The sequence below is a fragment of the Variovorax ureilyticus genome (assembly GCF_050632185.1).
GTDB classification, from domain to species: domain Bacteria; phylum Pseudomonadota; class Gammaproteobacteria; order Burkholderiales; family Burkholderiaceae_C; genus Variovorax; species Variovorax ureilyticus_A.
In genome coordinates this window covers 3,094,973-3,117,532 of sequence record NZ_CP192579.1, presented here as the reverse complement: position 1 = coordinate 3,117,532, position 22,560 = coordinate 3,094,973, and the positions used below count along the sequence as shown (strand labels likewise).

Sequence of the window (22,560 nt, the reverse complement as noted above, 5' to 3'; positions counted from 1 at the left end):
TCGCCTGATCATGAAACTCCTGTCCAACGTACGCATCGGCACGCGTCTGGCCATCGGCTTCGGCATCGTGCTGGCATTGACGCTGCTTTCGAGCGCTTTCTCCCTGGTCACGGCCAGGAGCAACGCCGAGGCTACGCGGCACATGATGGAAAGCCCGCTGGCCAAGGAGCGGCTCATCTCCGACTGGTATGTGCTGATCTACTCGGGCATCGCGCGAACCTCGATGATCGCGAAGACCAGCGACGAGACCTTGCCGGTCACCTTCGCCGACGTGATCTCCGACAGCGTGAAGAAGGGCAGCGAGACCATGGCGAAGGTCGAGGCCCTGCTGGTCGTGGAAGAAGAGAAGGCGATGTTCAGGTCCATCGTCGATCTTCGCGACAAGTACCAGGCGGCCAAGGACGCGGTCGGCAAGGCCAAGGCGACCGGCAACGCGGCGGAGGCCGAGCGCGTGTTCAAGGAGCAGTTCCAGCCCGCTGCCAGGGCCTATGAGGCCCGCGTGCTGGACCTGCTCTCGATGGAGCGCAAGGCCATCAACGACATGGGCCAGGCGATCGATGCGGCGAACGCTCGCGCGTTCACGCTGCGCATGGTTCTGTTCGCGCTGACGATGGTGCTCGGCGTCGGCTTCGCAGTGCTGATCTCGCGCAGCATCGTCAGCCCCCTGGGCGAGGCGGTGAAGGTAGCGGAGACCGTGGCGGCCGGCGATCTGCGCTCGCGCATCGAGGTGCAGTCGAAGGACGAGACCGGGCAGTTGATGCGTGCGCTCAAGAAGATGAACGAGAGCCTCGCGCGCGTTGTCGGCGAAGTGCGCACGGGCACGGACACGATCGCGACGGCGTCGAGCCAGATCGCGACGGGCAACCAGGACTTGTCCTCGCGCACCGAAGAGCAGGCGAGCTCGCTCGAAGAGACCGCGGCCTCGATGGAAGAGCTCACCAGCACGGTCAAGCAGAACGCGGACAACGCGCGGCAGGCCAACCAGCTGGCGGTGTCGGCGTCGGAAGTCGCCGTGCGCGGCGGCGGCGTCGTCTCGCAGGTGGTCGACACGATGGGCTCGATCAATGCGTCCTCGCGCAAGATCGTGGACATCATCGGCGTGATCGACGGCATCGCGTTCCAGACCAACATCCTTGCGCTGAATGCGGCTGTCGAGGCGGCGCGTGCCGGCGAGCAGGGCCGCGGCTTCGCGGTGGTCGCCTCGGAAGTGCGCAACCTCGCGCAACGCTCCGCCGCCGCCGCCAAGGAAATCAAGACCCTGATCGGCGATTCGGTCGACAAGGTCGAGGAAGGCAGCAAGCAGGTGGCCGAGGCGGGCCGCACGATGGACGAAATCGTCGAGAGCGTGAAGCGGGTGACGGACATCATGGGCGAGATCACCGCGGCGAGCCAGGAGCAGACCTCGGGCATCGAGCAGGTCAACCAGGCGATCACGCAGATGGACCAGGTGACCCAGCAGAACGCGGCCCTCGTCGAACAGGCCGCTGCCGCGGCCGGCTCGCTGCATGAACAAGCGAACGTCCTTGTCCAGGCCGTCAGCGTTTTCCGTCTGGACGCGCATGTGCAAGTCAAGCCGGCGCCTGCGGTGAAGCAGGCGCCGGCCGTCGCGCCGAAAGGTCGCGCCAAGCCGGCACCCGCCGTGCGCGGCAAGGAAGTGAAGACCGAGCCCCAGCTCGTCGCGTCCGGCAGCGCCTCAGGCGACTGGACCGAGTTTTGAACAAGGAAGAAGAAATCATGAAAGCATTCGCCAATCTCCGGATCGCAGCCAAGCTGCTCGTGTCCTTCATCGCGGTCCTCGCATTGACCGTCGTCGTCGGTGCGATCTCGATCGTGGAGCTCTCGAAGGTCAACGCCATGTCGACCGAGATCACGAGCAACTGGATGCCGTCCACGCGCACCTTGCTCGAGACCAAGAGCCTCATGGCGCGCTACCGCTCGATCGAGCTGCAGCACATCCTTTCGGACACGCTGACCGAAATGGGCGAGTACGAGAAGGCGATGGGCAGCACCTGGAACGACTTGCAGAAGAACGTCGCCGAGTACGAGAAGCTCGTCTCCGAGCCTGAAGAACGTGAGATCTTCCCCGTGTTCAAGAAGACGCTCGCGGGGTACGCGGCGGAGCATGAGAAGGTCGTCGCGCTCTCGCGTGCGCAGAAGAAGGATGGCGCGACCGCGGTGATCCGCGGCGAGTCGCTGAAGCTCAATCGCGACCTCAACGAAATGCTCGACAAGCTGGCCGCGGTGAACCTGGCCGGCGCGAACAAGGCCAGCCAGACCGCCGACGCGGTCTACGCCAGCGCGCGGGCGTGGGTCATCGGACTTCTGATCGGCAGCGTCGCGGCGGGGCTGATGCTTGCGGTCGTGATCGCCCGCCTCGTTTCCAGGCCCCTGTCCGAGGCGGTGAAGGTGGCCCAGTCGGTCGCCGCGGGCGACCTCACCAGCCGCATCGATGTTGAGACCACGGACGAGACCGGCATGCTGCTCTCCGCGCTGAAGGAAATGAACGGCAGCCTCGTGAAGATCGTCGGCGAAGTGCGCACGGGCACGGACACGATCGCGACGGCGTCGAGCCAGATCGCGACGGGCAACCAGGACTTGTCCTCGCGCACCGAAGAGCAGGCGAGCTCGCTCGAAGAGACCGCGGCCTCGATGGAAGAGCTCACCAGCACGGTCAAGCAGAACGCGGACAACGCGCGGCAGGCCAACCAGCTGGCGGTGTCGGCTTCGGAAGTCGCCGTGCGCGGCGGCAGCGTGGTGAGCCAGGTCGTGGACACGATGGGCTCGATCAATGCGTCCTCGCGCAAGATCGTGGACATCATCGGCGTGATCGACGGCATCGCGTTCCAGACCAACATCCTTGCGCTGAACGCGGCTGTCGAGGCGGCGCGTGCCGGCGAACAAGGCCGCGGCTTTGCAGTGGTCGCTTCCGAAGTGCGCAACCTGGCGCAACGCTCCGCGGCGGCCGCCAAGGAAATCAAGACGCTGATCGGAGACTCGGTCGACAAGGTCGAGGAAGGCAGCAAGCAGGTGGCCGAAGCGGGCCGCACGATGGACGAGATCGTCGACAGCGTGAAGCGTGTGACGGACATCATGGGCGAGATCACTGCGGCGAGCCAGGAGCAGACCTCGGGCATCGAGCAGGTCAACCAGGCGATCACGCAGATGGACCAGGTGACCCAGCAGAACGCGGCCCTTGTCGAGGAAGCCGCCGCAGCCGCGGGCTCGCTGCAGGAGCAGGCCACGAGTCTCGTGAAGGCGGTCAGCATCTTCCGCCTCGGCAGCGACAACGACGCCGCACGTGTGATCGCGCAAGCCCGCGCGAAGAGCGCGCCCGCCGCATCGCCGCGCGCAGCGAAGGCTGCGCCGGCCGCTAAGCCCACGCCCGCCGCAGCGCGGCCCCAGGCCGTCGCGCGCACCGAACCCTCCGGCGACTGGACGGAATTCTGACCCGCGCGCCCGCGCCGCAGGTCTTCAACATCCGCGCCAGGCTGCCGATATAGACGGGGAGGGCATCGCAGCGATGCCACCCCGCCGAATCCTCACCACACAGGTCAACAGAACATGTCAGGAAGCTTGTTTTACACGGGTCTGAGCGGCCTCAGCGTGGCGCGCTCCGCGTTGATGACCACGGCCCACAACACCGCCAACGTCTACACCGCGGGCTACAGCCGCCAGGTCGCCGAAGTCGTGACCAACAGCGCGGTGGCCACCGGTTCCGGCTACATCGGCAGCGGCGCGCGCGTCATCACCGTCACGCGCAGCTACGACCGCTACCTCACGGCGCAGCTCGCGTCGGCGCAATCCGATTCGGCCGCGCTCAGCGCCTACAGCACGCAGATCGGCCGCATCGATTCGCTGCTGGCCGACAAGACCGCCGGCCTCAGCCCGCTGATGCAGAGCTTCTTCACGGCGGTGCAGGGCGTTGCCAACACGCCGGCCGATTCGGCCGCACGCCAGCAGCTCATCAGCTCGGGGCAGTCGTTGTCGACCAAGTTCCGTTCGACGGACCAGTACCTGTCAGACATGAACTCGTCGGTCAACGATCAGATCGTCGGCAGCGTCGAACAGATCAACACCTATTCCAGCAAGATCGCGAGCCTCAACCAGCAGATCAGCATGATGACCGCCGTTGCCGGCGGCCAGCCGCCGAACGACCTGCTCGACCAGCGCGACCAGCTCGTCAGCGACCTGAGCCAGATCGTCGACGTGAAGGTGCTGCAGCAGGACAACGGCAAGTACAACGTCTTCATCGGCTCCGGCCAGTCGCTGGTCGTCGGCGACCAGGCTGCGACGATGAAGGCGGTGAATTCGTCCGCCGACCCCACGCGCAAGGCCCTTGCGCTCGTCGGCATCGCCGGCAACGTGCAGGAACTGAACGACAAGACCGTCACCGGCGGCTCGCTCGGCGGGGTACTGAGCTTCCGCAACGATTCGCTCATCCCCACGCAGAACGCGATCGGCCGCCTGTCGATGGCGCTCTCGAGTGCGGTCAACGACCAGCAGAACCTCGGCGTCGATCTCAACGGTGTGCTCGGCCAGAACTTCTTCACCACCGCCGCTCCCGGCGTGTTCTCGAACGCCAGGAACACCGGCAACCTCGTGCTGACGGGTACCGTCGCCAACGCCGGCCAGCTCACCACCAGCGACTATTCGGTACAGGTCAAGAACGTGGCGGGCACGCTGAACTACATTGTCACCCGCAGTTCCGACAACCAGGCCGTCGGCACCTACACCAGCTTCCCGATCACCTTCGACGGCGTGAGCCTCTCGGCCGCCAGCGGCACCGCGCAGGACGGCGACACCTTCCTCGTGCAGCCGACGCGCTACGGCGCGCGCGACATGGACGTGCTGGTGACGGACCCGGCCAAGGTCGCCGCCGCATCGCCGGTCATCACCGGCACCACCGCGGGCAACCAGGGCAAGGGCGCCATCACCGCCGCGACCGTCGATTCCAACTACCTCGCATCGCCGCTGGCCGCCAACGTCACGCTGAGCTATGACGCCGCGACGAACCAGCTCTCGGGCTTCCCGGCGACCTCGGCGGTCACCGTGACGCTGTCGAGCGGCACGTCCACCACCTATGCCGCCGGCACCCCGGTTCCCTACACGGCGGGCGCGAAGATCAACTTCGACGGCATCACGGTCACCATGAGCGGCGCACCGGCGCAGGGCGACACCTTCACCATCAACAAGAACGTTGCGGGTGTGTCGGACGGCAGCAATGCCCTGCTGATGGGTGCACTGCAGCGCCAGGCCCTCGTCGGCAACGGCACGACCACCTTCAACGGCGCGTATTCGCAGCTCGTGAGCGAAGTCGGCAACAAGTCGATGGAGATCAGCACCGCCAGCACCACGCAGGCCAGCGTCACCAGCCAGATCAAGGCAGCGCAGCAATCCATCTCCGGCGTCAACCAGGACGAGGAAACCGCCAACCTGCTGATGTTCCAGCAGATGTACCAGGCCAACGCGAAGGTGATCCAGACGGCGTCGACCATCTTCGACGCGATCCTCGCCATCAACGCCTGATGGCCACCGACCCACAGATGACCCCCAGATTCAAGGAGCCGTGATGCGCATCAGCACCAGTTCTTTCTACGAGCAGAACGTCAAAGCCATGGGTCTGCAGCAGCAGAACCTGTTCAATGTCCAGCAGAAACTTTCGGCCGGCACCAAATTCCTCACCGCCGGCGACGATCCGGTGGCCGCCGCGCGCGCGCTCGGCGTCAGCGAGTCGCTCGCCGAATCGTCGCAGTACGCGACCAGCCGCGACCGCGCGACGCTGTCCCTCTCGCGCGAGGAGACTGCGCTGAACGGCGTGACCAGCATTCTGCAGAACATCAAGACGCTCACGGTGCAGGCCGGCAACGGCACGCTGTCGGACGCCGACCGCGCTGCGGTCGCGACCACCATCCAGAGCAACCTCGACCAGCTCGTCGGCCTCGCCAACTCGGACGACGGCAACGGCCAGTTCCTCTTCGCCGGTTACAAGAGCGCGAGCGCACCCTTCGCGCAGCAGGCGGGCGGCGGTGTGCAGTACATCGGCGACCAGGGCCAGCGGCTCATGCAGGTGGACGTGGCGCGGCAGATGTCCACCGGGGACGACGGCCGCACCGTGTTCCAGTCGGTGCAGGGCGGGGCGGGCTACGTCACCTCGAGCGGCAGCAACACCGGGACGGGCGTCTTCGGCAGCGTCGGCATCACCGACGCGACCGATCCCAACTACGGCAAGGACTTCCAGATCAGCTTCGCCGGCGGCAACTACACCGTCACCACCAACGACACGCCGCCGGTGGTCGCCGCCACGGGCACCTACACCGCCGGCTCGCCGATCACTTTCGGTGGTCTGCAGATCAGCATCACCGGCACGCCGGCCAATGGCGACACCTTCAACGTCACGACGGCCAAGAACGCCGGCACGGACATCTTCGCGTCGATCAGCGCGCTGGTCACCGCGCTCAAGACGCCGCTGACCGGCGGTGGCGCCGCGGCGCAGGCGAACCTGCAGAACGCGCTGAGCACCGCCAACGTCAAGGTCACGAACGCGCACGACAACGTGCTGACCGTGCTGTCGTCGGTGGGCTCGCGCATGACCGAGCTCGATTCGCTCAACACCAGCGGGTCATCGCGCGACCTGATCGACAAAGGCTACCTGTCGGACATCCAGGATCTGGACGTGACGTCGGCCATCTCCGAGTTCTACCAGCGCCAGAGCTCGCTGCAGGCGACGCAGATGACGTTCGCGAAGCTGAACTCGATCGCGCTGTTCAACTACCTGTGAGTCTTCATGCCCGCCTCGGCCTTCGCTGCGGCGGTGGCCTTGGCGAGCTGTCCACGTTTATTGCGTGTCGTCGTCCCCACGGTCGTCGCCGCGGGGCCCGTGCTCGTCGCGCAGGCGCTGGTTGACGAACCGCGAGCCGCCCAGGTCGGCGTCGGTGAACGCAAAGACGAACCACTTGTTCGGATTGGCGAGCCCGCCGGGCGTCGTGGCCAGGAAGTCGTTGTCGTTGCCCACGTACAGGGTGTGCTGGGTCACGCCGTCGACCACCACGTCTTCGCCGAAGGCCATGCCCTCGAGCTTGGCGGGGATCTGCGCTGCGGTGAGGCCATGCGCCTTCAAGGTCGCCGCGATATCCAGGAACAGGGACTTCGGCACCGCCTTCTGCAGCAGCGCAGCCTGGCCGCTCAGCCCCGACACGTCGGCAGCGCCCTGGATGTCGATCTTGTAGATGCGCTTGACATCGGCGTTGCTGTCGTCGCCGAGGCCTTTGCCGTCGCGTTCGAGCACGAGCAGCTCATGCTCGTTGAGCGCCAGCAGTTCGCTGCTGTTGTAGGACTTGGACTTGTCGGCGAGGTAGTTGTCGTAGGCGTACTGCGACGTCGTGCCGGTCTTGATGTCCACCGCGATGATGCGGTTGGCGCGGCCCCCGTCGCCGCCATCCTGGATCAGCGGGCTCTGCATGAAGCCGAACAGCGTCTTGCCGTCCGGCGAAATGGCCAGGCCTTCCATCCCCTTGTTGGCAACGCGTCCCGTGGTGTTGCCGGAGATCTCCTTGGAACCCATCGGCGACTTGTGGCTCACGGCCAGGATCGCCGGCAGCGTGAACACGCGCAGGCGCTCGCCGGTGCGGCGGTCGAACTGGTAGAGGTAGGGCCCGTACTCGTCGGAGATGAACACGCTCTTGCCGTCGCGCGACAGACGGATGCCCTCCGTGTCCAGCCGGGCATCCAGCGGGTCCGATGAGCTGGTGCTGGCGTCGAAGTTGTCCGAGCGACCGGAGAAGTAGAAGCGGCCGCGCGTGTTGCTGGCCGGCGTGGCGCCGTAGCCGGCCACCACGCCGCCGTAGTGCAAGGGCTCGCGGCTATGGAGCAGCGTGGTCTGCGCAAGCACCGGCTGCAGCGTGAAGGGCAGCCCGGTGGCCGCATCCGCCTGCCGCTTCAGGTGCAGGTGCAGCGTGTGGAAGCGCGGAATGTAGCTGGTCGTGTTGTCGACGGTGGCGTTCCAGGCGACTGCATTGGGCCCACGGTCCGGCAGCGCCAGAAATGTGCTGCCGCCGGCCCAGGCCAGGCCCGACCCGATGCCGCCGAGCAGATCGCCGCGCACGCCGTTCTCGAGCAGCGCGCTCTGGCCTGAATGGTCGATGCTGTCTCCAGGCAAGGCGCCGATGGCGATCAGATCGACGGCTTGAGCGGTGGTACATGCCAGCGCGCAAGCAACGTATGCGGCGGCGAATACGCCCTTCCTCCAGTTCATGGGAGCTCCTTTTTGAAAACAAAAGTCGCATCGTCATGAGGTTGGGTGACAGCGGTATGACGGAGGCACTTGGGCGCCATCAACCGTTCGTCGGTCAAAACGATCCACTTGTCGGGATGGCTTCGAGAAAAAAATAAATGTGATAAGTTCACATTTACAAATGTTCACGTTTTGACACAGACGTTGATGAACGTGGGAGCCGAGTGCCGCAAGAAATGATTGGAGAGAACCCATGCGCGGGCGAAACGGGTTTACGTTGATCGAGATGCTGATTACGGTGGCGATGGTCGCCATCCTGGCGGCCATCGCCCTGCCGGTCTACACCCAGTACATCATTCGCTCCAAGCGCTCGGCGGCGGAGGCGCAGATGATGGACATCGCCACCCGCCAGCAGCAGTTCTTGGTGGTCAATCGCAACTACGCCGACAAGACCGCACTGGAAGCCAGTGGCTACGCACTGCCTGCCGAAGTCAGCGCGAACTACAGCTACGCCATTACGCTGTCCGCTACCGCCGTGCCGGGCTTCACGCTGACTTTCACGCCCACGTCCACCGGCAGTCAGACCAGCGACGGGGCGCTCACACTCACCAGCGAAGGCGTGAAGTCGCCGGCCGGCAAATGGTGACGCGCCGCCCCTCCGTCCTGCGCCGGCAGGAGCAGCGTGGTACCTCGCTGCTCGAAGTCATGGTCACACTGCTGATCGTGGCCTTCGGCCTGTTCGGTCTGGCTGCTCTGCACACGCGGCTGCAGACCTCCGAGATGGAGGGCTACCAGCGTTCGCAGGCGATCACGCTGCTCAACGACATGGCCAGCCGCATTGCGACCAACCGCCGCGTGGCCGCCAGCTACGTCACCAGCGCACCGATCGGCGGGTCGGCCGCCTGCCCGGCCGCCATCGGGACGCGGCAGCAGATTGACGCGGCCGAATGGTGCACCGCGCTGCAGGGCGCGGCTGAAACCTCGGGTGGGAGCAAGACCGGCACCGTGATCGGCGGGCGCGGCTGTGTCGAAGACCTTGGAAACAACGAGTACCTTGTGACCGTGGCGTGGCAAGGCCTTGTGCCCATCGCCGCGCCGCCCGCCGGTGTCGCTTGCGGCAAGAACCAGTACGACGACGCCAACACCAATTGCAAGAACGACCTGTGTCGCCGCACTGTCACCACGCTGGTGCGTATTGGAAAGCTCTCGTGATGCGCGGTCACGTCCCTATGGCTCACCTGCGTGCACCTGCACGTCGCAAGCAACGCGGCCTGACGCTGATCGAGCTCATGGTGTCGATCACCATCACGCTGATCGTCGTGGCCGCGCTCATTGCGCTGTTCCTCAACGTGAGCAGCGCGCAGCGTGAGATGGCCAAGATCAACCAGCAGATCGAAAGCGGCCGCGTCGGTGTATTCGTGCTCGAGAACGAGATTTCGCACGCTGGCTTCTGGGAAAACTACGTGCCCCAGTTCACCGACCTGTCGGTTTCCGGCATCCCGGCCAATGTACCCACCGGTACGCCCCCCGACCCCTGCCTCGCCTACTCTGCGACGAACTGGACCGACGCCTACAAGCGCAGCCTGCTTGACATACCCCTGCAGGTGTACGACGCAGTGCCCGCAAACTGTTCCGGGCTGTTGAAGGACTGGAGGGCGGGCACCGACGTGCTCGTCGTGCGGCATGCCGAGAACTGCCTGCCCGGTACGTCCAACTGCGAGGCCGATACGGCTGGGAAGCTGTACTTCCAGTCCTCCCTGTGTGGTTCGGAGCCGGCGTCCAGCTACGATCTTTCGACGAGCGGCTTTGCCAACATGCACGCGCGGGATTGCGCTACGGCTTCGCCCAAACGCAAGTTCATCTCTGACATCTACTACGTACGCACCTACGCGGACAAGGCTGCCGACGGCACTCCCGACGGCATTCCGACATTGGCGCGATCGCGCTTCGACTGTGTCGTCGATCCTGCCAGTACGCCCCCTGCATGCCTTGCCGGCACGCTGGCCCAGCAGGCCCCGGTTCCCTTGGTCGAGGGCATCGAAGGGTTCCGCGTCGAATTGGGGCTGGATACCCTGAGCTCGACAGGCGCAGCCGTCAACTACACCCAGGCCATCGCCTGGTCAGACCCACTCAACCGAACCACCCCTACCAATCGGGGGGACGGCAGCCCGGACGGCGCCTTCGTTCACTGCAGCACTGCAGCGCCGTGCACCGCAGATCAGCTGATCAATGTGGTGGCCGCCAAGCTCTACGTGCTGGCACGCAGCACGACGCAAACGGCCGGCTTCACCGATACCAAGACCTATACCCTGGGTAGCGCTGCCGCCTATACGCCACCGACCGCGGACCAGCACTACAAGCGGCACCTGTTTAGCACCAGCATTCGCCTCAACAACGTGGCGGGCCGGAGGGATGCGCCATGAACCGCCGAATGTCCGCCGCTGGCGCACAACGTGGCGCGGCCCTGATCGTCGGTCTGATCATGCTGGTGCTGATCACGCTGACGGTGGTCGCTGGCTTCTCCCTGAGTAATGGCAATCTCAAGGCCGTGGGAAACATCCAGGTGCGCGACGAGGCCGTCGCCGCGTCCAACCGCGCGATCGAAGAGGTGCTGACCTCGCTGTTGTTGCCTAACCCTGACGGAACCCCCACGCTGGCCACGCCGGTGGCCACCCAGAGCAGCGTGGACATCAACAACGACGGCGTCGTTGACTACCAGTGCAGGTAGCGGCCCCAACTTGCGTGCGGGCCTCCCAGGTGGCCGGCAGTACCGGCGGCGCGGCTGGGCCAGGCGGTATCACGGGTGGCGGATCCAGCAGCGGCTCGGGCCTGAATGGCGTGCCCAACCAGTACAGCGCGGTGTGGGACATCAACACCTCGGTGGCCGATGCAGCAACCGGCGCCACGACCACCGTGCGCGAGGGCGTACGCGTGCTGATCAACCAGGCGCAGTACGACGCCTTCTGCCACTAGCCCAGCCGTCGGGCTCCTTGCAAACCTTCCAGGGCTTCCCTCCATGAGAAAAAATCTTTTCAAGCTGTGCGTGTCGCTGGCGTTGGCGTTGCCGATGGCGGTCACTCAGGCCGAGGACATCGACCTGTTCACGGGCAACAACCCGTCGAGCACTGACATTCCAAACGTGCTGTTCGTGGTGGACAACACCGCCAACTGGAATTCTCCTTTTACTGCCGAGATGGGGGCACTGGCGAGTGCCTTCAGCGCACTACCCGTCGATGCGTCCGGAGCGGCCAAGTTTCGAGTGGGGGTCATGATGTTTTCGCAAACGGGTTCCCCCAATGCGAATTCGCAGGGCGGCTATGTCCGAGCTGCCATCCGCAGCATGGACAAGGCGACCCAAGCCAAGTACGGCGCACTGATCAGCAACCTGAACTCCAACAATGACAAGGCGCAGGGCGGCGAGGCGGGCGTAACCATGGCGGAGGTCTATCGCTATCTCTCGGGGGGCGCTCCTGTTACGGGCACCAGCAGGGTCAGGGCCGACTACACCGGGAACAGTATCAGCAGTGGTACCGGCAAGAACCCCATTACCGCCGGCGACACTGCCTCGAACGCAATCTACGCGTTGCCGGGCAACGCATTGAGCACGTTCGCGGGAACCCAATACACAGCGCCGGCCTCGAGCGGCTGCGCCGGCACCTTTGTGATCTACATCAGTAACGGCCCTGCGCAGGACAGCAACGGAGCGAACGGCAGCCCGCTCGCGAACAGTCTGCTGCAGGCGGCCGGCGGCGACACGACGCCGATCGTGCTCAACCCCAGTGGCTCTCAGGACACAGTGGCCGACGAGTGGTCGCGCTTTCTGTACAAGAACATGGGGGTCAGGGTCTTCACCCTCGACGTTCTGCCCGGCACCACCGGCCAGGGCCCTGGTTGGTCGGCGCTTCTGCAGAGCATGGCCAACGTGAGCAACGGCACTTACTTCCCCTGAAGAACAACGCCACGTTGCAGATGGACATGACCAATGCCCTCAACGACATCTTCAGCAAGATCCAGTCGGTCAACAGCGCCTTCGCGACCGTGAGCTTGCCCATGAGCGTGAATACGCAGGGCTCCTACCTCAATCAGCTCTTCGTGGGCATGTTCCGGCCCGACGGCAGTGCGCTGCCACGCTGGAACGGCAACATCAAGCAGTACAAGCTGGGGCTCGATGCGAGCCAGAACGTGCAGTTGCAGGACGCGGCCGGCGCCGGCGCCATTGACCTGGGCACGGGCTTCATCAACGCTTGCGCGCTGAGCTTCTGGACAAACGTGACCAAGGACGCCTATTGGGCCTTCAATCCCTCGGGCAACTGCCTCGGAGCACAGTCGTCCAACAGCCCCGACGGCAACGTCGTGGAAAAAGGCGCCCAAGCCTACATGCTGCGCTCGCTCGCGGTGAACAGCGGTGCCATCACCCGCACCGTCAAGACCTGCTCCGACAGCAACTGCACCGCCCTCGCCAACTTCGACACGAACCTGAGTACGACGGCGGTGCCGCCGAGTGCCTTTGGCGCCAGCATCACCACCACCAGCACGCCGAGTCGCGACAACCTGATCAACTGGGCGCGCGGCGTCAACAACGCGCCAGGTCCGAATAGCAACGATCCCGATCTGCTGGCCCTACCGGTCACCAGCTATCCGGTGCGCCCCATGGTGCATGGCGACGTGGTGCATTCGCGGCCCGTGGCGATCAACTACGGCACCGACGCGCTCGCGGGTCGGCAGGTGGTCGTGTACTACGGCGGCAACGACGGCATGCTGCGTGCCGTCAACGGCAACCCGAGCATCACGGCGAACGGCGTGCCGGCCGGCGGCGAGTTGTGGTCCTTCATGCCACCGGAGTTCTACGGCAACATCCTGCGCCTGTACAACAACAGCCCGCAGATCAGCTATCCGGGGCTCACCCCGATGACGAGCATGCCCACACCTCAGCCCAAGACCTATGGCATGGACGGCCCGGTGACGGCCTACCGCAGCGCCGACGGCCAGAAAACCTGGCTGTACGCCAGCATGCGCCGCGGCGGCCGTGCCATCTACGCCTTCGACGTCTCAAGCCCAGCCGCACCCACGCTCAAGTGGAAGCTGGGATGCCCGCATTTGGCGGACGACACGGGCTGCAGCACGGGCTTCTCAGGTATCGGGCAAACCTGGTCTGCGCCCAAATCCTTCACCTCCATCGGCTACAGCAGCGGCGCGAGCCCCATGTTGGTGTTTGGTGGCGGCTACGACAAGTGCGAGGACGCTGACCCCGCCAACTGCACCAGCAGCAACAAGGGCAACCAGATCTACGTGGTCGACGCCAACACCGGTAGCCTGCTCAAGAGCTTCAGTACGGCGCGTGGCGTGGTCGGCGAGGTGACAGTGGTCAATAACGCCGCTGGCCAGGCCCAGATCGCCTACGCGGCCGATCTGGGGGGCAACGTGTATCGCATCGACGGCATGGCCAGTGGTGCACCCGGCACCTGGACGCTGACGCAGGTGGCCTCGTTGGGCTGCGACACGGTGACCACCTGTAGCCCGAACCGCAAGTTCATGTTTGCGCCCGATGTGGTGCAGGACAGCGGCGCCTATGTGATCCTGATCGGCTCGGGCGACCGCGAGAAGCCGCTGCGCAGCTACACGAGCGCTCTAAGCGTGGCGAACCGCTTCTACATGCTCGTGGACAAACCCACCGATGCGACCTGGCTCAGCAACGAGGGCCCGAGCGGCAACGCCGACTGCGGTCAAGGGCTGCTGTGCCGGGCGTCGCTGCTGGCCATCACCTCCACTGCGACGCCAGCGCCGGCGGACTTGTCGAGCAAGAAGGGCTGGTACCTGACGCTGGCCGCGGGCGAACAGGTGGTGACTGCCTCGGTCACGGCCTACGGCACGACCACCTTCGACACCCACATCCCCAGCGACCCCAGCCGCCTCCAGTCGTGCAAGGCCGACCTGGGGATGGCCAATGTCTATAACGTCGCCTACACCAACGCCGCGGGATCGAACAATGGTCGTTTCCAGAACGTGACCGGCGGCGGTCTGGCACCCTCACCCTGGCTGGGCCCAGTGCAATTCGAGGATGGGAGCACGCGGGACGTGTGTGTGGGTTGCAGCGCATCCTCCTTCCTCAACCCCAAAGGCAGCACGCCCCAGGCTGCCTTCAAGCAGCCCAAGGGCCGCGTTTACTGGTTCATCCAGCGGTAGGGCGAACAACATGGCCGGCCCGCGATCTCCCATGCACCAGCCGCCCCTCCTGCGCGCGCGGGGACGCGGCTTTACGCTGATCGAACTGCTCGTCACCGTCACGGTGGCCGTGATTCTTCTCACCGTCGCTGTACCCGCTTTCGACAGCGTGAGTCTGAGCAGCCGGCTGAACGCCTATGCCACTTCGCTGGTGGCGGCCAACCAGCTTGCGCGCAGTGAGGCCATCAAGCGCAACGCGTCGGTGACGCTCTGCGCCTCGGCGGATGGCAGCACCTGCGCTACGGACGGCCACTGGGAGGCAGGCTGGATAGTGCTCAGCGGCACGACCGTGCTGCGGCAGCAGCCGGCTGCCGCAAGCGGCTATCTGATGCGCGAGGCAGGGGGCGCGTCGTCGCTGAATTACGACGCCACGGGGCTAGGTGCCACCCAGGCCAGCATCAACATCTGCCGCGCCACTCCAACCGCAGGCAGCCAGGAGCGCGTGGTCAAGATCAGCGCGACGGGGCGAACCTCGATCACGAGCACGACCCTCGGTGCTTGCGCTTGATGCGGCCCGAATGCGGGCATGCGACCATGAAGCGCTTGTGCCAGGGCGGGCGCTGCGCCGAAAGAAATCCGCTGACATGACTCAAATGTCACTCGCTTGTTACATTAGCGTCTGATCAACCGGAATCGCTTACAGACTTGCCGTACCTCCATGGATGACCGACTCGTATGGGCTCAGGCTGCCTGCGCGCGCATCATGCGTCCGGTCGTCAGGCTCGCGTTGGCCATGGGGCTGAAACATGTCCAGCTCGAAGAACTGCTGCGCGATCTGCTCCTGGACGAGGCGCACCGTTTGTGGCGTGCCAAGGGCGTGAAGGCGCCGAACATCAGCCAGTTGTCGGTCACGACCGGGCTGAATCGCAAGATGGTGACCGCCAAGGTGCGGGAGACGGCCGACCCGCTGCCGAACACGGACGTCTCGCCATCAGCGAAGACGGTCACCCTCTGGCTCCAGTTCTTGTCGGACGACGCTGCATACCGGCGGCTGCCCATCATGGGCGACGCGGAAACACCGTCATTCGAAAAGCTCGCCAGGGAGGGCAGCCGCGGCAACGTCCATCACCGTGCCATCCTCGATGAACTGGTGCGGCTCGGTATGGTGGACGAGGATGACGGCTACGTCGAACTCAAAGCCGATGCCTTCGTTCCTGCGCAAGATCTTCGGTCGATGCTTGCATTCCTTGGAGACAATTCCCGCGATCACCTGTTCGCGTCGGTATCGAACATCCTCGGCGAACGGCCACCCATGCTGGAACGTTCTGTCTATGCGAATGGGGTGACCCCCGAGGACTGCGAACGCATCCATGCATTCGTCCGCCAGCGCTGGAGCACGCTCCATCACGAACTTGTCGACAAGATGACCCATGCTGTCGATACAGCGGGCGATTCGGCTTTGGGCAGAATCCGCGTCGGTATCTACACGTATTTCGAGAACGCCGAGAAGCCGTCAGGCACTGGCGACGGCGAATCATGAACATCAGATATTTGCTCCGCGGCTTGTCGCCTTTGCTGTTGGCCTTGCTGCTTTCATGCGGCGGCGGCGGCGATGCCGGCAGTGGCCTGGCGGGTTCCGTCGCATCGGCGGGCGCGGGCGGCAGCACGTCCACGATCGCCTCCGCCGGAGCGCCCCTCGAATCAGCGGGTGGCGCCGACAGCGGCGGTGCCGGTTCGGACAGCGGATCGACGACCACCGCCTCGAATGGCGACGGATCGGGCGTCGGCTCCGGCGGGACCGGCGTCAGCACGGCCGACGCAGCGACCAGCGTCGGCGCGGTCGATGGCATGGGGAGCATCATCGTCAATGGCCTGCGCTACAACGTCGACAACGCGGCCATGCGCCTCAGCGACGCGACGGAGTTGCAGATCGGGATGTCGATCGCCGTCACCGGCCCGGTCGATGGTTCCTTCAGCAATGGCGTCGCCACGCGCTTGACATCGGCGGCGGACCTGCGCGGACCCGTCACTTTCGTGGATCCGGCCGCAGGCACCTTCGTGGTCATGGGCACCCTGGTGACCCTCGATGACGCAACCGTGTGGGCCGATCTTCCCGGCGTGGCGAGCCTCGCGGTCGGTGCGAACGTTCAGGTCTGGGGCCTGCCGGCAAGTCCCGGCGTGTTGCGCGCGACGCGCGTCCAGAAGCAGGTATCGAACACGACACCCATCGTCACGGGCACCGTCCAGCAACTCGATGCGGCGAGCCGCACCTTCATGCTGGGCAACCTGAGCGTTGCCTACGGTTCAGCCAACCTGGCCGGCGGCCTCGGCGCAGGCGGGCTGGCGAACGAAATGATCGTGCGTGTCCGTGCCGATGCGCAGCCGACAGCGGGGCTGCTCGCCGCCACGCAAGTCGAAGCGTGGTACCCGATCCCCACGGTGAACGGGCTGCCGGTGCAACTGGAAGGCGTGATCACGAACTACACGTCCCTGAGTGCGTTCCGGGTCCTGGGTCAATCTGTCGATGCCTCGGGTGCCAAGGTCACCGGCGGCGCCGCCAGCAAGATCAACAATGACGTCAAGGTCCAGGTTGGCGGAACGCTCACCCATGGCGTGCTCGTCGCGTCCGAGCTCAAGATCAGGCATATCCCGGGCGCTGGCGCATTGCCCTCCTACACGCTCATCGGAAGCATCGGCAACTATGTCTCGCCCGCGAGTTTCCGCGTGCGCGGACAGCTGGTGGATGCCAGCGGCCCCGGCGTGGTGTTCGTGAACGGGACGCAGGCCAGCCTCGCGAACAGCGTCAATGTGACGGTGCTGGGCACCCGGATCGTGAATGGCGCCCTGATCGCCGACCAGGTGAGCTTCAACTAGCCGACGAGCACCCCGAAGGCTTGACCTTCGCCCTCGGCCTTGCACAATCCTCTCCCTGCGTTGCACGTTGGAGGATTCAGGGTTGAAGCTCATCCCGATGCTGGGCTCGCTGCTGGGCGGCCTTGCGCTCTTTCTCTTCGGCCTGGAGCTGATGACGGACGGGCTCAAGACGATCGCCGGACCGAAGCTGCAGGTGATGCTGGGCAAGATGACCGCCAACCGGTTCCGGGGCGTGCTGGCCGGCGCCGCGGTCACCGCCGTCCTCAATTCGTCCACGATCACCACCGTGCTGATGGTGGGGTTCGTCTCGGCCGGACTCATGACGCTCGCCCAGTCGGTGCCGATGATCATGGGCGCCAACATCGGCTCGACCGTGACCGCGCAGATCATCGCGTTCAACGTGTCGGCGCTTGCGCCTTTCATGCTGGCGGTCGGCTTTCTCTGCCATGCGTTCGCGGGCCGTGCCTTGATCAGGCAGCTCGGCGGCGTCGTGCTCGGATTCGGCCTGCTCTTTCTGGGCATCCAGTTCATGAGCGACGCAACCCGTCCGCTGCGCACGTTCCAGCCCTTCATCGACGCGATGCAGAACATGAAGGGGCCGCTCCTGGGCATCGTGGCGGGGGCGGTGTTCACGGCGATCGTGCAGAGTTCCGCGGCGACGCTGGCGGTCATCATCGCGCTGGCAGGGCAGGGCTTGATGCCCCTCGAAGCCGGGATCGCCCTGATCCTGGGCGCGAACGTCGGCACCTGCGGAACGGCGCTGCTGGCTGCGATCGGAAGGCCGCCCGAGGCGCTGCAGGTCGGTATCGTGCATCTGCTGTTCAACGTGCTGGGCGTGCTGTTCTTCGTCTTCGTCATCCCGCAGTTCGCCGATCTCGTGAGGGCCATCTCGCCGTCCTCGCCGGAGCTCGAAGGCGTCGCCCGCCCGGCGGCCGAGACGCCGCGCCAGGTGGCCAACACGCACACGATCTTCAGCGTCGCCAGCACGCTGATCCTGATCGGGTTCGTCGGGCCGATCGCGAGGTTCGCAGAGTGGCTCGTTCCGGCGCGTCACAAGCCGACGAGCGAAGGCGAACCGATCTACCTCGACGACGCCTCGCTGGCGGCCGCGTCACTCGGGCTCGAAAAGGTCTACCTGGAGGTGGAGCGGCTCGGCGGAATGGTCCTTCGGATGGTCAGGGCCGGCCTTGCTGCCGGTGCTGAAACGAAATCGCCGGATGTCCAGAGCCTGCTCGAGGAAGACAAGGAAATCGACCGGCTGACGTCGGCGATCCTGCACTACCTCGGGCGCCTGTCGCAGGAGGAACACTCGGAGGACGAGGGCCGCAAGATGGTCGGACTCACGCAGGTCACGACCAGCCTGGACGGTATCCGCGATGTCGTGACGAGCAGCCTGATCATCGGGCGCCAGCAGAGGATGGAGGACGGCGTCGACCTGGCCCGCCTGCGCGATGAGCACACCACCCGGTTCGTCGAAGCTGTCGTCGGCCATCTCGAGCAGGTGATCGGAATGATCCACCGGCCGGGTGGAGAGGACGCGCCGACGGTCAAGGGAGTGAAGGCTGAGATCGATACGCTGGCCGTCGCGGCGCGGCAAAGCGTGCTCGACAAGCTCCGGCTGAACGAGAAGGTCGACGTGCTGGACTTCCGCCGGGCCACGGACCTGATCGAGGCGATCCGGCAGATCGCGCGATTCTCCCGGCGGATTGCGAAGACGGTGAGGGAGCAGGGTCTGTAATCGCCGATGCCGACCGAACGCCGATGACCAGAGGCGACAGCCGCGATCCGCGGCGCGGCCGTCGCCTCCGACGAGGTTCAGTTCGCCTGAAAGCCGGCGTCGCGGCGGGGTCGGCGCAGCGTGAAGGTCTCGAAGGGGGCCAGTTGGCCGTCCGGACCCACCACGTCATAGTAAGTCACCTTCATCGTGGTGTAGCCGCCTGCGTGGGCGCCCGGATCGACTTCGAAAGCGGCAAAGCCGTAGGAATGCGCGGCGTTGCGCACGGCCGACCAGGCCGCGTATTCCGGGTCGCCGCCGAAGTTGTAGATCGGCGCACGCTTTCCCGTGGTGGGGTCCGGCGCCGCGACGCCGGTGATGACGCGGCACTGGGGCGGGTTGAAGAACAGCTGGTTCGACGGCACCGAGGTGCCCCCACCGCCGATGACCATATGCACCGTGCCTTTGGTGGTGTCGACCACCGTGGTGTTGAAGTCGGCCGGCTGCGGCGTCAGGAGCTTGCTGAGCGCCCCGCGGATCGGATGAGAGCGCTCGTAGTGGTGCTCATGGCCGCATACCACCAGATCGACCTGGTACTTGTCGAACAACGGCATCCACTCCTGGCGAATCCCCAGGTCGGCGCCGTTGAAATTGTTGGCGCTCGAGACGGCCACCTGGTGCATGCAGATCACGACCCAGTCGATGCCGCGGTCCGCGCGCGCCGCGGCCAGTTCCTGCTCCAGCCAGGCCTTCTGGGCGCCGCCCGAGTAGCCGTGCACATAGGAATTGCCGCCGTCCTGGTAGCACACGTCGTCGTTGTTGATGCTCAGCACGCGCACCGCGCCGGCGGTGAAGGCGTACCACAGTCCCTTGGTCACGGGAGTCTGCCCCTGTGCTTCCGGCACGGAGAAGTAGGTTTGGTAGGCCTGGAACCCGATCGGCCCGTTGCCCAGTTCGTTCTCGTGGTTACCCGCGGATGGCATCCAGGGCCGGTTACGGGCGCTGCGGGTGTTGTTGTTCCAGAAGTCCCACCAGGTGCGCACCCGGTCGGTGGCCAGGTTCGCGTAGCACAGGTCGCCGTTGAACAGGTGGAACAAGGGCTTGACCCGCTCCACGCCAAGGGTGGTGTCGCCCGCCGCCGGCGAACCAAGGTTGTCGTTCACGTAGATCGGGTTGGTCGAGCCCGCCGGCGTGATTTGTTTGCCCAGCGTGGGCGTGCCCTGGTCGCCAAAGCTGGTGAAGGTGAAGGCCGCGCGGCCGCGCGGCGCGGTGCGGAAGGTTCCGAACTGGGGCTCGGCGCCTTCGTGCAGGGCGGCATAGAGATAGGCCGAGTCTGGCTTCAGGCCGTTGACCAGGGCATGGTAGGCGTAGACGACCTGCTTCGACTTGGCGTCCGTGTAGCTCACCTCCTTGGCCGCGACGTGGTATTCGAGCCGGCCGTCGAGTCCTCCGATCAGCGCCCGCGGATTCCGCACGGGCTGCAGCGTGTGCCAGGACACCACGACGCTCGACGATGCATCCGCACCGAACTGCAGGTGCAAGCCGGCCACCGGCGGCGTCGCCACCGGGTCGGATTCGACGCGGTGACTGCGATCCCCAGCGCGATCGGAAGCCGCGTGGGCCGACCCGCTCGTCAGCACCGGCGCTACCGTGACGACGATGCCGGCGGCGGCCAGCAGCTTCCGTCGGCTGAGTTGGAGGTTGGTTTCGTCGTGCTCTAGTGTCATGTCCTCACTCCTCTCGATCTTTCGAGTTGAAACGCCGGAGGATGCCGGCTGGCATCTTCTTGCAGCGCGGCGAGATTAGTGTTGCCATATGACGGCACCAATAAAGCGACCCGTCACCCCTCCAGAAATCGTAACGAAGTAATTCAGGGGGCAATGACTGGAATGCGGTCAAGAGCCCTCAGTCCTTGAAGAAACCCACTCGCCGCATCACCGACGTTCGCGTCTGATGCCTTGCGCGACGACGTCTGATTGGTCGATGGCGAATGCCCCCTGCCCGGCAAAGCTGATACCGTACGCCATTTGTATCATTTAGTTTCATTCAGAGGATTGCCTGATTCCATGTACGAGTCCTTCATTGCCTGCGTGTGCGCTGCAACTCGGCCCGCACCGAGCCGCATCGGTGCCATTCTTGTTGCCAGCGCGGCGCTTGCTCTCGCTGCCTGTGGTGGCGGCGGCAGCACGCCCCTAGCCGCGACCGGGGCAACTTCAACACCTGCGGTGCCGTCAACGCCAGCAACGCCGTCAACGCCTTCAACGCCTTCAACGCCTTCAACGCCAGCCACCCCCGAAGTGCCCGCGCGCACTTATGTTGTCAGCGGCACCGTCAGCGGCCTCCTGGGCACAGGGCTGGTCCTGCAAAACAACGGCGGGGATGACTTGACCATTGCGGCCAACGGTGGCTTCACCTTCGCCACGGCACTTGCCAGCGGGGCAACCTATGCCGTGACGGCCAAGTCTCAGCCGAGCATCCAGACCCGAGTCTGTAGCGTGACCAACGGCAGCGGCGCCGTCGCCGCCGCAGATGTCGTCAACGTGACGGTGACGTGCGTTGCACCTGCCGCGCGCTTTGCCTACACGGTGAACCAGTTCGCCAACAGCGTTACGGCGCTTTCCGTCGACGCTTCGACGGGTGAGCTGCGTGCTTTGCCTGGGCCTGATTTGGCGACGCAGATGCAGCCCGTATCCATTGCCGCCACGCCGTCTGGCAAGTTTGTCTACGTGGCGAACTTCAGCGCTGACACCCTGTCGGCCTACTCCGTCGACGCCACCACGGGCACGCTGAATCCAATGACCGTCCCTGCCGTCGCAACGGGGGCCGGCCCCGTCTCCGTGACGGTGCATCCCACAGGCCGATTCGCCTACGTGGTCAACCGTACCGCCAACACCGTCTCCGGCTACGGCATCGATGGCACAACCGGGGCGTTGAGCCCGATCGCCACGGCGCCGGTGGTCGCCGGGACGGGCCCATTCCCCATCGCGATAGACCCCACGGGCCGCTTTGCCTACGTGGCCAACCAATCGCCAGGCTCTGTTTCGGCGTACTCCATCGACGTCTCAACTGGCGCGCTGACCCCATTGACTGGGCCGACGGTCACTACAGGCAGCGGTCCAATCTCCATCGCTGTTGACCCCACCGGGCGATTCGTCTACGTGGCAAACGCTGGGTCCAACAATGTGTCGGGCTACACCATCAATGCTGTATCAGGCGAACTGACTCCGATGGCGGTGCCGACAGTGGCCACGGCGGGCAGCGCTTTCAGTATTGCAGTGGACCCCACGGGACGGTTCGCCTATGTTGCCAATTCGACGACCGGCAACGTATCGGCCTACAACATCGACGCCGTAACCGGCGCACTGGGTCCCATGGCCACGCCGACGGTAGCCGCAGGGACCAGCCCATACTTCGTGACCACGGACCCGACGGGTCGCTTTGCCTACGTGGCTAATTGGAATGCCAGCACCGTGTCTGGCTACGCGCTTGATTCCACGAGCGGCGCGTTGAACCCGATAGCAGGGCCTGCAGCAGCGACGGGAGGAGGACCTCGAGGCATCGCTTTTGCACGATAGGCCAC

At 65.2% G+C, this 22,560-nt stretch carries 18 protein-coding genes; 16 read left to right on the top strand and 2 right to left on the bottom strand.

Going from position 1 to position 22,560, the window contains the following annotated elements; genetic code table 11:
• The first annotated feature begins 10 nt into the window (after positions 1-10).
• The 4 genes from ACQ858_RS15390 (at position 11) to flgL (ending at position 6,778) form a co-directional block, all read left to right on the top strand.
• Positions 11-1,717, top strand: a complete 1,707-nt coding sequence (locus tag ACQ858_RS15390; protein ID WP_431273556.1) for a methyl-accepting chemotaxis protein — start codon at positions 11-13, stop codon at positions 1,715-1,717.
• A 17-nt stretch (positions 1,718-1,734) separates the two neighbouring features.
• Positions 1,735-3,447, top strand: a complete 1,713-nt coding sequence (locus ACQ858_RS15385; protein ID WP_431273555.1) for a methyl-accepting chemotaxis protein — start codon at positions 1,735-1,737, stop codon at positions 3,445-3,447.
• A 174-nt stretch (positions 3,448-3,621) separates the two neighbouring features.
• Positions 3,622-5,526 (top strand): flagellar hook-associated protein FlgK, encoded by a 1,905-nt coding sequence (gene flgK, locus ACQ858_RS15380; protein ID WP_431273554.1) that lies wholly within the window; start codon positions 3,622-3,624, stop codon positions 5,524-5,526.
• Between the two features lie 43 nt (positions 5,527-5,569).
• Positions 5,570-6,778 carry a flagellar hook-associated protein FlgL gene (gene flgL / locus ACQ858_RS15375; protein WP_431273553.1) on the top strand — a complete coding sequence of 403 codons (1,209 nt, stop codon included), beginning with the start codon at positions 5,570-5,572 and terminating at the stop codon, positions 6,776-6,778.
• Positions 6,779-6,835: 57 nt separating this feature from the next.
• Here flgL and ACQ858_RS15370 read toward each other — a convergent pair whose 3' ends face one another.
• Positions 6,836-8,251, bottom strand: coding sequence for an esterase-like activity of phytase family protein (locus tag ACQ858_RS15370; RefSeq protein WP_431273552.1), 1,416 nt, complete (start codon positions 8,249-8,251; stop codon positions 6,836-6,838).
• 232 nt (positions 8,252-8,483) lie between these two features.
• On the opposite strand from ACQ858_RS15370, the gene ACQ858_RS15365 reads away from it, so the two are divergent.
• The 11 genes from ACQ858_RS15365 (at position 8,484) to ACQ858_RS15315 (ending at position 19,004) form a co-directional block, all read left to right on the top strand.
• Positions 8,484-8,876: a type IV pilin protein gene (locus tag ACQ858_RS15365; protein ID WP_431273551.1), complete on the top strand. Its 393-nt coding sequence runs from the start codon at positions 8,484-8,486 to the stop codon at positions 8,874-8,876.
• Complete coding sequence (locus ACQ858_RS15360; protein WP_431273550.1) at positions 8,870-9,442, top strand: type IV pilus modification PilV family protein; 573 nt, start codon at positions 8,870-8,872, stop codon at positions 9,440-9,442. Before ACQ858_RS15365 ends, ACQ858_RS15360 begins: the two co-directional genes overlap by 7 nt.
• A gap of 17 nt (positions 9,443-9,459) precedes the next feature.
• Positions 9,460-10,653, top strand: a complete 1,194-nt coding sequence (locus ACQ858_RS15355; RefSeq protein WP_431273549.1) for a PilW family protein — start codon at positions 9,460-9,462, stop codon at positions 10,651-10,653.
• Complete coding sequence (locus ACQ858_RS15350; RefSeq protein ID WP_431273548.1) at positions 10,650-10,958, top strand: pilus assembly PilX family protein; 309 nt, start codon at positions 10,650-10,652, stop codon at positions 10,956-10,958. The genes ACQ858_RS15355 and ACQ858_RS15350 overlap by 4 nt, the downstream gene beginning before the upstream one ends.
• Before the next feature lie 14 nt (positions 10,959-10,972).
• The gene (locus ACQ858_RS15345) at positions 10,973-11,203 is read left to right on the top strand and encodes a hypothetical protein (protein WP_431273547.1); all 231 of its coding nucleotides are present in this window, start codon (positions 10,973-10,975) and stop codon (positions 11,201-11,203) included.
• 43 nt (positions 11,204-11,246) lie between these two features.
• Positions 11,247-12,179 carry a hypothetical protein gene (locus tag ACQ858_RS15340; RefSeq protein ID WP_431273546.1) on the top strand — a complete coding sequence of 311 codons (933 nt, stop codon included), beginning with the start codon at positions 11,247-11,249 and terminating at the stop codon, positions 12,177-12,179.
• 26 nt (positions 12,180-12,205) lie between these two features.
• A complete protein-coding gene (locus ACQ858_RS15335) occupies positions 12,206-14,413 on the top strand; it encodes a pilus assembly protein (RefSeq protein WP_431273545.1) in 2,208 nt (735 codons plus the stop codon).
• 31 nt (positions 14,414-14,444) lie between these two features.
• Complete coding sequence (locus tag ACQ858_RS15330; RefSeq protein WP_431273544.1) at positions 14,445-14,960, top strand: GspH/FimT family pseudopilin; 516 nt, start codon at positions 14,445-14,447, stop codon at positions 14,958-14,960.
• 195 nt (positions 14,961-15,155) lie between these two features.
• Positions 15,156-15,932, top strand: coding sequence for a DUF6502 family protein (locus ACQ858_RS15325; protein WP_431273543.1), 777 nt, complete (start codon positions 15,156-15,158; stop codon positions 15,930-15,932).
• Positions 15,929-17,266 (top strand): DUF5666 domain-containing protein, encoded by a 1,338-nt coding sequence (locus tag ACQ858_RS15320; protein ID WP_431273542.1) that lies wholly within the window; start codon positions 15,929-15,931, stop codon positions 17,264-17,266. The genes ACQ858_RS15325 and ACQ858_RS15320 overlap by 4 nt, the downstream gene beginning before the upstream one ends.
• Before the next feature lie 82 nt (positions 17,267-17,348).
• On the top strand, positions 17,349-19,004 hold the full coding sequence (locus tag ACQ858_RS15315) for a Na/Pi cotransporter family protein (protein ID WP_431273541.1): 1,656 nt from the start codon (positions 17,349-17,351) through the stop codon (positions 19,002-19,004).
• A 77-nt stretch (positions 19,005-19,081) separates the two neighbouring features.
• Here the strand turns inward: ACQ858_RS15315 and ACQ858_RS15310 are convergent, their stop codons facing one another.
• The gene (locus tag ACQ858_RS15310; protein ID WP_431273540.1) at positions 19,082-20,707 is read right to left on the bottom strand and encodes a purple acid phosphatase family protein; all 1,626 of its coding nucleotides are present in this window, start codon (positions 20,705-20,707) and stop codon (positions 19,082-19,084) included.
• A gap of 570 nt (positions 20,708-21,277) precedes the next feature.
• On the opposite strand from ACQ858_RS15310, the gene ACQ858_RS15305 reads away from it, so the two are divergent.
• Positions 21,278-22,555, top strand: coding sequence for a lactonase family protein (locus ACQ858_RS15305; protein ID WP_431273539.1), 1,278 nt, complete (start codon positions 21,278-21,280; stop codon positions 22,553-22,555).
• Positions 22,556-22,560: the final 5 nt, after the last annotated feature.